The following is a 9,875-nucleotide window of genomic DNA, read 5'->3' as shown; positions in this document are numbered from 1 at the left end:
CGGCTGCCAACGGCGGCTTTTGGGTTATCGACAGTGTGGCCTGAACGACCGGAATGGGGCGCGTTCCAGTCGCCACTGATTTGGCAGAATGCGGCAGTGCGAGCGTTAGGTTATAGCTCCCATCACTCACGGTTGCACAAATATTGTTCCATGTTGAAGCTCGGCAGCCAGTGCTCGCGGCGCACTGTCCATAACTCATACGTGGGCGTGAAACGGTTGATTTCGTCCAGCGTGCCAAGGGGCACCTCGACTTCATTTTCCCACCGAGCAAAAACCGAAGACCCACATACAGGGCAGAAATGGCGGTCTTTGAAGGAATGGACCATCCCTGTGATTTGCACTTGGTTTTGATCGAAGATGGCGGATGCATAGAACGCCGCTCCATGATGCTTTCGGCAGTCCAGACAATGGCAGATGCCAACTCGTTTCGGATTTCCCGTCGCTATCAATCGCACTGCTCCGCATAGGCAGCCGCCCTCCACACTGTTCTCCATCGGTACCTCCATTGCCCAGTGAACGAGTTCCCGCAGTGGCTCCAGCGCTAGCCGCGTCAAAGATGTCCGATCGCGCTTCTTACTGCGACCTATAGCGGCTGAAGTCGCAACTATGCACAGCTGAAGGATCCATAACGGTCCGGTAGTTGTATGCCGCGCAGTCGATATGGGTGCCGATGCTAATTCTGCTTTTAGACCGCTCAAGCACGCCCTTGCTCGGACCGTCAGAGCCGATGCCCGCTCGGTGAACGCACCACTCGATATCGGGTGCTTGCGTTGCTAGATAGGTCATCACCGCCTCATTATCGCGGTGTTGGCCATCGAAACTTCGGCCAACAGTGTTTCTGAGCACCCACATGATTGGCGATAGCCGGCGTCCATGAGGACGGCTGAACCCTCCAGCCTGATAAAGGAAACGTTTGACGCCGTGCCGTCGCATCGATGGAATGAGCCGCTTGACAAAAGCCGTGTTGATCTTGGTTTTCTCCTGAAGCTTTCTGTCGCCCAGCATACAGACAACGAAGTCGACACCGGCAACAAGCGCATCAGTGTCGACAGCTTCGGTCACCGATCCGTAAACCACCTCGAGATTGGGGCCCGCTATCAGCTTTCCCGGTGTCCTCACCAAGGCTCTCACCCTGTGTCCGTCAGATAGGACCCGAGCGAGAAAGTGCTTTCCGGTTCCGCCAGTCGCGCCCAGCACAAGGAATGTCGCTTGCTTGAACATCGTCTTTAGCTCCGCTTGCTCAAAATTATCTTTCCACTGTCTAGTTCATTTAGACATCGCACAAGAGTCCGTTGTCAAATGCAATCTTTCTGATGTAAAGATAGGCTATGGCTTCATACCACCATGGCTCGTTGCGGGCGGCTCTGCTCGCTGCCGCCGAAACAATCTTGCAACGCGAGGGGATCAACGCTCTGACCTTGCGGGCCGCCGCTCGTGAGGCTGGTGTCTCCCACACAGCGCCGGCGCATCACTTCAACGACCTTGCTGGACTGTTGAGCGCGTTGGCCGCATCGGGATTTGCCCGCCTTCATGATTTCGCACGCGCAGAAGCTGGCAATGTGGAAAGTCAGGATCAATTGCTCGCCCATGCAAGGGGTTACATCGCGTTCGCCCGCGCTCATCCTGAATTGTTCAAGTTGATGTTTCGCTCGGAGCGCTTGGATTGGGACCACCCTGACCTCGCACGCGCCGCCGCCGCCGCATACTCGCTCCTCACGCCTGCAGCTGGTGAATGGCCGGCGCATATCAGACATAGCCAAGACGCGCTCGCAGATACGATGGCGCGGTGGTCCTATGTCCATGGTCTGGCAATGCTGCTCATAGATGGGCGGCTATCGGCAGGCGTGAGCATGGCGCCGGGGGCCGATGAAGAAACACTCATCGCCAATTTGATCGAGCGTCTGGAACGTCTAGACTGGCGCGGCCGTGGATAAGACCGTCATTAACTATCGATATGTCGACGCCCGAAGCTGCCGGTCTCGTTCCAACCCCCACTTGAACCTTTGCGGCTGCCGAAGCGGACTAGCAGGTTAGGGAAATCACAAACGCGGTCTGAATGGCGGGAATGGGGCGCGTTGCCGACCGGCATCTTCCGACCCCATTTCGGACGTTCCGAGTGTTTATTCTCATGCTGAAAAGCGGACACTGGTTACCTCAAGGTTCAACAGGGATCACCTCGTAATATCTGGGCCCAGTGCGATCGATGCTGCTCCACGCCCCCGTTTATATGGCCGATCGATAAGTCTTAGCGTTTTATAGCCGCTAATTGTCGTCGGCACGGTCGCTATATTGGGCACATCGATGATGTGCTGCGGCGGCGAATGCCTCGCTGGCACCGTGGCCGTCCGTCATGGATGGCCCGCGCGCACGTCATCCAGTGATTGATTGGATGCAAAAATGGAAAACGTAAAAGATAAGGTCGTCGTCATCACTGGCGGCTCGAGCGGCATGGGCGAATCCACGGCCCGGCATCTGGCTGCACTAGGCGCGAAGGTCGTGATTGCTGCGCGCCGCGCCGATCGGATCAATGCTTTGGCGACCGAGATCACGGCACAGGGCGGCACGGCGATTGCGGTCGCGACAGACGTGACCAAGCGCGACGACGTCCAGGCGCTCGTGGACAAGGCCGTTGAAACCTACGGTCGCATCGACGTCTTGATTAACAACGCCGGTCTGATGCCGCTTTCCCCGATCGAGCAGCTCAAGATCGACGAATGGGATCGGATGATCGACGTCAACCTGCGCGGTGTGCTGCACGGTATCGCCGCTGCACTGCCCTACATGAAAGCGCAGAAGTCGGGCCACATCATCAACACCTCTTCTGTCGCCGGCCATAAGGTATTTGCAGCGTCGGCAGTCTATTCGGCCACCAAATTTGCCGTGCGTGGCCTGTCCGAAGGCCTGCGCCAGGAAGTCAAACCTTACAATATCCGGACCACCGTCATCTCGCCAGGTGCGGTGCGCACCGAACTGCTCGACCACATCACCGATAAGGATGTTCAGGCAGCCAACCAGGATTATGTCGGCCAGGTCGGCATCCCGGCGAACAGCTATGCCCGCATCGTTGCCTTCGTGATAAGCCAGCCTGAAGACATGGACGTCAACGAGGTCCTCTTCCGGCCGACCGCTCAAGACCTGTAAGTCAGAGCCAATATCGGAATCGTAGAGCGGCGTCCGAAGAGCACTCGGGCGCCGCATCTGCATTGCGGCGCGATGGTCGGCTTCTCCCGTTTCATGAATCTCATCGATAAGCCCTTGCGCAATTCATCGTCTAATCTCTAAGCGGGCAGGCCTCTATCTTCAGGTCGGACCAACGTAAGGAGATCCGAAATGAACGATTCCAATCCCAATTCCGACACCCCCGACGCTGTCCGGCGCAATATCCTCAAGATCTCTGGCTTGACGGCCGCCGCTGTCGGCCTGGCTTCCGTTTCCGGCCTGCCAGCCTTTGCCCAGTTCGATGACTGGGACAAGGTGTTCCCCAAGAGCGATGCCGTCGACCACCAGAAGGTTCGTTTCACGAACCGCTATGGCATCGCGCTCGTGGGCGACCTTTACATGCCGGCCAATCGCGGCGAGGGCACCTTGCCAGCTCTGGCCGTCGCCGGCCCCTTTGGTGCGGTCAAGGAGCAGTCTGCGGGCCTTTACGCTCAGACCATGGCCGAACGCGGCTTTATCACCCTGGCCTTCGATCCATCCTTTGTGGGCGAGAGCGGCGGCGAGGTGCGCAGCGTTGCGTCTCCCGATATCAACACCGAAGATTTCAGCGCAGCGATCGATTGCCTGGGCCTGCGACCCGAAGTCGACCGTGAACGTATTGGGGTGATCGGCATTTGTGGTTTTGCCGGCATGGCGCTCAACGCCGTCGCCGCGGACAAACGCGTCAAGGCCGTTGCCACGACGAGCATGTACGACATGTCGCGCGTCATGGCGCGGGGCTATTATGACGCCATGACCGAGGAACAGCGCATGACCGCGATGCAGCAGATGAGCGAGCAGCGCTGGGCCGATGCCGAGGGTGACACGGCGGCGCTTGCGGGTGGCCTGCCCGATACGCTCGATGGCGTGACCGACCCGGTTGTCCAGATGTACTTCGATTACTACAAGACGCCGCGCGGATACCACGAGCGCTCGGTCAACTCGAATGCGGGTTGGACCGTCACCAACGGCTTGTCCTTCATGAACATGCCCTTGCTAACCTATATTGCGGAAGTCTCGCCGCGCCCCATGCTGCTGATCGCCGGATCGGAGGCCCACTCGCTTTACTTCACCGAAGATGCCTACGCAGCGGCAGCCGAACCCAAGGAACTGATGATCATCGATGGGGCGGATCACGTCGATCTTTACGATCAGGTCGACATCATCCCGTTTGACCGGTTGCAGTCGTTCTTCGAAGAGCACATGAGCGCGTAAATCCTCACCGACGCCCTGTCATTCTCAGGGCGTCGGTATCCCTATGCCAGCTTCAGGCCTGACAGTTCGCTGCAGAGGTCCAGGAGTCGATCCTGCGTCCGGAGATCGCGTGTCTGCTTTTCTGGCTCGTGCATCCTGAGATGATGCAAATACTGCCCTGACATAGCGGCAAAACCATCTTCACTCGTGGCAAGGGCAACCTGGGTTGCCGCGCCTTCCTCAAGATCGTCCGGAGCGCCCCTGCCGCCCATCCTAGTGGGCACCCAGCCCGGATCTACTGCATTGCTGAAAACATCCGGGCGCAGCCGCGCGACGGCGAAGGCCAGCGCGGTCACCAGAAACTTGCTTTCACAATAGGCTTGGGTTCCGTTCCATTTTCGCTGGCGCCATAGAACATCGTCCAGATTTGCCCTCACATGGTGCATGCTCGAGCTGAGATAGACGAGGCGCCTGGGCCGCTCGATCAGGGCTGTGAGCATGAAGGGGGCCAGCACGTTGACTGCAAAAATGTCGGGCAATCCGTCTGGCGTCTTTTGTAAGCCATTGCCATAGCCCACGCCGGCGTTGTGGATCACTGCGTCGAGGGGAGCGAGGGCGTTAACCTGTTCGGCAACCGCTCGCGTTTCTTGCATGCTGGACAGGTCGCCAATAACGACGGGCGCGCCCGGCAGCGCACCGCGAAGCGTTCGGGCGCGACCTTCGTTGCGCGCATGGAAGATCACGTCGTGACCTCGCGCCAGCAACTGCTGGCCGGCCAGTAATCCCAGACCGGTCGTAGAGCCAGATACAAATATCCGTGCCACGCAAAACTCCAGTCAGTGAGGTCGTTGCGGTGTGTAAGCTAGCGAACGACCTCGATCGTCACCGGGCCTTCGAGCAATTCCAGCTCGTCCGGCGTTGCCTCGTATGTGCCGAGATGGATCGTCAGGTCGGAATATCCGATGCCGCTGGCATTGTAGTAAAAGCCGAAATTGCCCCAGGGCGTGAAGTAGATGAGGTCCCCGTCTTCGGGATCAGACCCGGGTGACCCTTCCGTTTCGAGCTTGGGCTCGAAGTAGCCGATCTTTTCCTTGCCGGCATATTCTTCGAGCTGCATGGTCAGGGGCAGGCGCGAGAGCAGATCCCGAACGGTGGGATTGTCCTCGCCGATGGTCACGTCGACATGGTGGCTGTCGTTGGAAAATCGCACCACGGTGCCGATGACGCCGTCGGTGGTTTGCGCCAAGGATGGTGCGGCCATTGCGGACATGCCTCCTGCAATTACGAGCATCTTCAGGGTGATATCGAGACTGCGCATATCGATCTCCATTCCTCCGTTATTGGGCTGGGGTCAGGCGCAGCAGATGGCCTTGCGGGCTATCCTCGACAACCCACACGGCGCCATCCGGGGCCACGGCGACATCCCGAATGCGAGCGCCCATGTCCCAACGATCGACCTCGTCTGCCCCTGGTCCCTCGAAAGCGACCCTGACGAGAGAATTGACCGCGAGGCCGCCGATCAGGGCCGATCCCTTCCATTCGGGAAACATCGTGCCTTCATAAAAGGCCAATCCGGCTGGAGCGATAACCGGGTTCCAATAGACAACCGGGGCAGCAAATTCCGGTCGTGTGTCGTGGTCGGGGATCGGCGCGCCGCTATATTCATCGCCGTTCGAGACCAGCGGCCAGCCATAGTTGAGGCCTTCCTCGATCAGATTGAGCTCGTCTCCACCGCGTGGTCCCATTTCATGGAGCCAAAGTTTGCCTTCGGGATCAAAGGCGAGGCTATAGGGATTGCGGTGCCCGGTCGACCAGGTCTCTGCCTCGACCCCGCCTTGTGCAAAGAGCGGATTATCCTCGGGCGCGCTGCCGTCGAGGTTGAGCCGCAAAACCTTGCCGCGTGCCTGTTGCGGATCCTGCGCACTGGCGGGCTCCATGCGATCGCCGACCGAGAGGAACAGATGGCTGCCGTCTGGATCGAAAGCGATGATGCCACCGGGCTGCCCGCCACCGCCTGCCGGGCTCTGCTGCCAGATGATCTCGGCGTCGACGAGATTGACGGTGTCCCCTTCAATGCCAAGTGTCGCCCGTGACAGCGTCAAGGCGCCGCCGTCGGCAGCGTCGACATAGGTAAAGTAGACCAGTCCGCTGTCTGCAAAATCAGGTGCGATGGCTATGTCGAGCAAACCATTTTGGCCCGATGCCAGTACCGCAGGCACATTACCGATTTCCACTTTCTCGCCAGCCTGGGTGACGAGGTATGCGCGACCCGGCTTTTCGGTGACCAGCATCCGCCCGTCGGGCAGGAAGGCGATCGCCCAGGGCGTATTGAATTCAGCAACGGATGTCGACTCGAACGGGAGCTCGGTCGTTGCCGTCCGATCGCCGGCATTGACGCTCTGAGCCAAGGTCGGGCTGGCCAGCAGCGCCGTCGAAACCAGTGCGGAAGCGCCGAGAAGCTTTGCGTATTGTATCATGGCGATCTCACTCACTCTGTGGTTGGCGTGGGTTCGGCGCCGTAGTCCTCGTCGGTGACATGGTCCATCCAGTCCACGACCTTGCCATCCTTGACTTCCTGCAAGGAAATATGGGTCATCGCGGTTGTCGGAGACGCTCCATGCCAGTGTCGTTCGCCAAACTCGAACCAGACAACGTCACCAGGACGAATGTGTTCGATCGGACCGCCTTCGCGCTGCACGCGCCCAAGTCCAGCGGTTACGACCAGCGACTGACCAAGCGGATGCGTGTGCCAGGCAGTTCTGGCGCCGGGTTCGAAGGTGACGAGAGCGCCCTGCACGCGCTCAGCGTCGAACGGATTAAGCAAGGGATCGATGCGAACCGTACCTGTGAACCAATCTTGCGGCCCCTTGGTCGATGCTTGGCTTCCAACGCGAATGATATGCATGTTCTCTCCAGGAGTCCTGTGAGCGGAGGTCACCTGATGTCCTCAGGCCGCGGATCGTTTCGTGGTGACCAGTGCGAGTGCCGCTGAAGCGGCAAGCAGGGCGACCGCGAAAAGGAACGTGAATTGCCAGCCAGCGGCATCATACAAAAGGCCGCCGATAAACGCGCCGAACGTGATGGCAAACTGGATGAGGGCGACCTGCAGGCCACCGCCGGCCTCGAGTTCATCGGGGATGACGCGTGTCATCCAGGTTCCCCAGGCAACGGGAATTGGCGTGCTGAATAGCCCCCAGATCATCAGCAGTGCGGCGACCGCGATCCCGATGTGTCCAAAGAGGATCAGAAGAACAGCCAGGCCCGCCATGATCAGAGGAAAGCCGATCACGACGGCACGGAGATGGGTCCGCAACACGAAGCCGATGATCGACGTCCCGGCCAGCCCACCAATGCCGACGCCGAGCAGGACCAGCGACAACGCATTGACATCAAGCGCGGTGACGTTCTCGAGGTAGGGCCGCAAATAGGTCGAAAGGGCAAACTGACCCATGAAAGCCAGCGTCGTCGCGGCCATCCCCATGGTAACGATTGGTTTGCCCAGGAGGCCAAGCATGGCTCCAGCGGACACAAGCCGTTGAGGCGGCAGGCGCGGAATGACGAGAAGCTGCCAGACGAATGCCGCAATGCCGAGCGGCACAACGATCATGAAGGCCCCCCGCCACCCGATCAGGCCACCGAGAAAGCTGCCCAATGGCGCCGCGACGACGGCGGCAAGGGCCGTGCCGCCCTGCAACATCGCCATGGCCTTTGGCAGGTCGTCCGCTGTGGAGAGCCTTGCAAGGATCGACGTCGACAGTGACCAGAAGCCGCCGATGGTCACGCCGACCAGGGCCCGTCCGATCATGAACACCGCATAATTGGGCGCCAGCGCCACAACGACACCGGAAACGATGAGGATAGAGGTGTAAAGGAGCACGACCGTTCGCCGGTCAAGCCTTGAGACAAGCGAATTGCCGAAAAGGCTCGTGATGATGGCGAAAAGGCCAGAGATCGCAATGGCCTGGCCCGCCTGACCTTCGGTTGTGCCCAGATCCTGCGCAATTGGCGTCAGCAGGCTGACCGGCATGAATTCTGACGCGATCAACACGAATGTCAGAAGCGACATGCAGACGATCGCAGGCCAGACGGTTGCGCTGGGCTCAACTTCAGGGCCTGGAGAGGCATAAGCAACGGTCATGGGGGCTCCGTTCAAGCGTGCTGAATGTGGACGACGCGGCACGCGCCTATCTTGTCCGGACAAGGTAGCTTCTTGTGTCGCGATTGATTAGTACTCGACATTCGCAAGCACTTATCGATCATGCATATGAATGTGAGGGCTCCCCATGCGTCGCCAAGACATCAACGAAATGCTCTGGTTCATGGAGGTGGCGCAGGAGCGCAGCTTCACCAAGGCCGCCGCAAAGCTCGGGACATCGCAGTCCAACCTCAGCCATGCGGTCAAGCAGCTCGAACTCAGGCTTGGGGTACGGCTGCTGTCGCGGACGACGCGGAATGTCGCGCCAACGGAAGCCGGTGAACGATTGCTGCGCACCCTGGTGCCGCATTTCAATGACATCGAAAATGAAGTCGTCGCCCTGATGGCGTCTCAGTCGAGACCGTCCGGCACCGTTCGCATTACCTTGTCCGACCACGCTTTGGAGTGGATCGTCTGGCCCAAGCTCAGGCCGGTGCTGGCGGATTATCCGGAGATCAAGCTTGAGCTCAACATCGACAATGGCTTCACCAATATCGTCGAGGAACGGTTCGATGCGGGTGTCAGGCTCGGTGAAAGTCTCGACAAGGACATGATCGCGGTTCGGATCGGGCCAGACTGGCGGCTGGTGGCCGTCGCCTCCCCGGCATACTTCCAGGACAAAGCCCCGCCGGAAACGCCACAGGACCTTGTTGCCCACAACTGCATCAATCACCGTCAGTCGCGATCCGGTGGACTTTACGCCTGGGAATTTTCCAAGGACGGACGCGATCTTCGCGTCCGCGTAGACGGCCAACTGACCTTCAACTCCTCCATCGCCATGATCGACGCCACGCTAAGCGGCCTCGGCCTAGCCTATGTGCCCGAGAGCCTCGTAGCAAATCATGTCGCCAGCGGCAGGCTCGTTCAGGTGCTCGAAGATTGGTCGCCGATGTTCTCGGGCTATTACCTCTACTATCCCAGCAAGCGGCAAAATTCGCCGGCATTCTCGGTCGTCGCAAAAGCGCTAAAAGCGCCTACTTCAGTTTGAGGACGGCTCTGGCGAGGAATGTCTGGTCTTAATTGTTCGAACAAAAAAGCAGACAGTCTGCAAGCCACCCCATTGCCGTCGCCAATCAGGCTGTCAGGCGATGTCCGCTTCTGGGAATGCCCATAGGGTCGTCGAACGACTGAAAAGGGGCGCGTTTCCGACTAGCAGCTCCCGACCCCATCTAAGTCATAGCCTTAGTGCGAACTACCCAAACCAGACGTTATGAAGCCTTAAGAGGCCGGGGTTTGACTAAATAAACCCGATGCAGGGATCAGAATGGGCGCATTGACTAGGAAATGC

General features: G+C 59.2%; 11 protein-coding genes. 4 read left to right on the top strand and 7 right to left on the bottom strand.

Features of this window, described 5'->3' with window-relative positions; all coding sequences use genetic code 11:
- Positions 1 to 122 precede the first annotated feature (122 nt).
- Both ASE94_RS20630 and ASE94_RS08450 read right to left on the bottom strand, forming a co-directional pair.
- The gene (locus tag ASE94_RS20630) at positions 123 to 494 is read right to left on the bottom strand and encodes a GFA family protein (protein WP_082461097.1); all 372 of its coding nucleotides are present in this window, start codon (positions 492 to 494) and stop codon (positions 123 to 125) included.
- A 79-nt stretch (positions 495 to 573) separates the two neighbouring features.
- A complete protein-coding gene (locus ASE94_RS08450) occupies positions 574 to 1,221 on the bottom strand; it encodes an NAD(P)-binding oxidoreductase (RefSeq protein WP_062630041.1) in 648 nt (215 codons plus the stop codon).
- 107 nt (positions 1,222 to 1,328) lie between these two features.
- Here ASE94_RS08450 and ASE94_RS08445 point away from each other — a divergent pair, with 107 nt between their 5' ends.
- From ASE94_RS08445 to ASE94_RS08435, 3 genes are all read left to right on the top strand, one after another.
- Entirely contained in the window at positions 1,329 to 1,934 is a 606-nt protein-coding gene (locus ASE94_RS08445; RefSeq protein ID WP_062630040.1) for a TetR-like C-terminal domain-containing protein, read from the top strand.
- A 463-nt stretch (positions 1,935 to 2,397) separates the two neighbouring features.
- The gene (locus tag ASE94_RS08440) at positions 2,398 to 3,141 is read left to right on the top strand and encodes an SDR family oxidoreductase (protein ID WP_062630039.1); all 744 of its coding nucleotides are present in this window, start codon (positions 2,398 to 2,400) and stop codon (positions 3,139 to 3,141) included.
- 189 nt (positions 3,142 to 3,330) lie between these two features.
- On the top strand, positions 3,331 to 4,413 hold the full coding sequence (locus ASE94_RS08435) for an alpha/beta hydrolase (RefSeq protein ID WP_062630038.1): 1,083 nt from the start codon (positions 3,331 to 3,333) through the stop codon (positions 4,411 to 4,413).
- A gap of 41 nt (positions 4,414 to 4,454) precedes the next feature.
- Here ASE94_RS08435 and ASE94_RS08430 read toward each other — a convergent pair whose 3' ends face one another.
- The 5 genes from ASE94_RS08430 to ASE94_RS08410 are packed head-to-tail and all read right to left on the bottom strand — an operon-like array spanning position 4,455 to position 8,530.
- Positions 4,455 to 5,216, bottom strand: a complete 762-nt coding sequence (locus ASE94_RS08430; RefSeq protein WP_062630037.1) for an SDR family NAD(P)-dependent oxidoreductase — start codon at positions 5,214 to 5,216, stop codon at positions 4,455 to 4,457.
- A 38-nt stretch (positions 5,217 to 5,254) separates the two neighbouring features.
- Positions 5,255 to 5,710 carry a cyclophilin-like fold protein gene (locus ASE94_RS08425; RefSeq protein ID WP_062630042.1) on the bottom strand — a complete coding sequence of 152 codons (456 nt, stop codon included), beginning with the start codon at positions 5,708 to 5,710 and terminating at the stop codon, positions 5,255 to 5,257.
- A 19-nt stretch (positions 5,711 to 5,729) separates the two neighbouring features.
- Positions 5,730 to 6,869: a PQQ-dependent sugar dehydrogenase gene (locus ASE94_RS08420; RefSeq protein WP_062630036.1), complete on the bottom strand. Its 1,140-nt coding sequence runs from the start codon at positions 6,867 to 6,869 to the stop codon at positions 5,730 to 5,732.
- Positions 6,870 to 6,880: 11 nt separating this feature from the next.
- Positions 6,881 to 7,297 (bottom strand): cupin domain-containing protein, encoded by a 417-nt coding sequence (locus tag ASE94_RS08415; protein ID WP_062630035.1) that lies wholly within the window; start codon positions 7,295 to 7,297, stop codon positions 6,881 to 6,883.
- Positions 7,298 to 7,339: 42 nt separating this feature from the next.
- A complete protein-coding gene (locus ASE94_RS08410) occupies positions 7,340 to 8,530 on the bottom strand; it encodes an MFS transporter (RefSeq protein WP_062630034.1) in 1,191 nt (396 codons plus the stop codon).
- Between the two features lie 145 nt (positions 8,531 to 8,675).
- On the opposite strand from ASE94_RS08410, the gene ASE94_RS08405 reads away from it, so the two are divergent.
- The gene (locus tag ASE94_RS08405; RefSeq protein ID WP_062630033.1) at positions 8,676 to 9,575 is read left to right on the top strand and encodes a LysR family transcriptional regulator; all 900 of its coding nucleotides are present in this window, start codon (positions 8,676 to 8,678) and stop codon (positions 9,573 to 9,575) included.
- Positions 9,576 to 9,875: the final 300 nt, after the last annotated feature.

Origin of the sequence: Devosia sp. Leaf64 (assembly GCF_001421945.1) — a bacterium.
Taxonomy (GTDB): domain Bacteria; phylum Pseudomonadota; class Alphaproteobacteria; order Rhizobiales; family Devosiaceae; genus Devosia.
The sequence above is the reverse complement of the archived record's forward strand: the minus strand, read 5'-3'. Positions and strand labels throughout refer to the sequence as shown.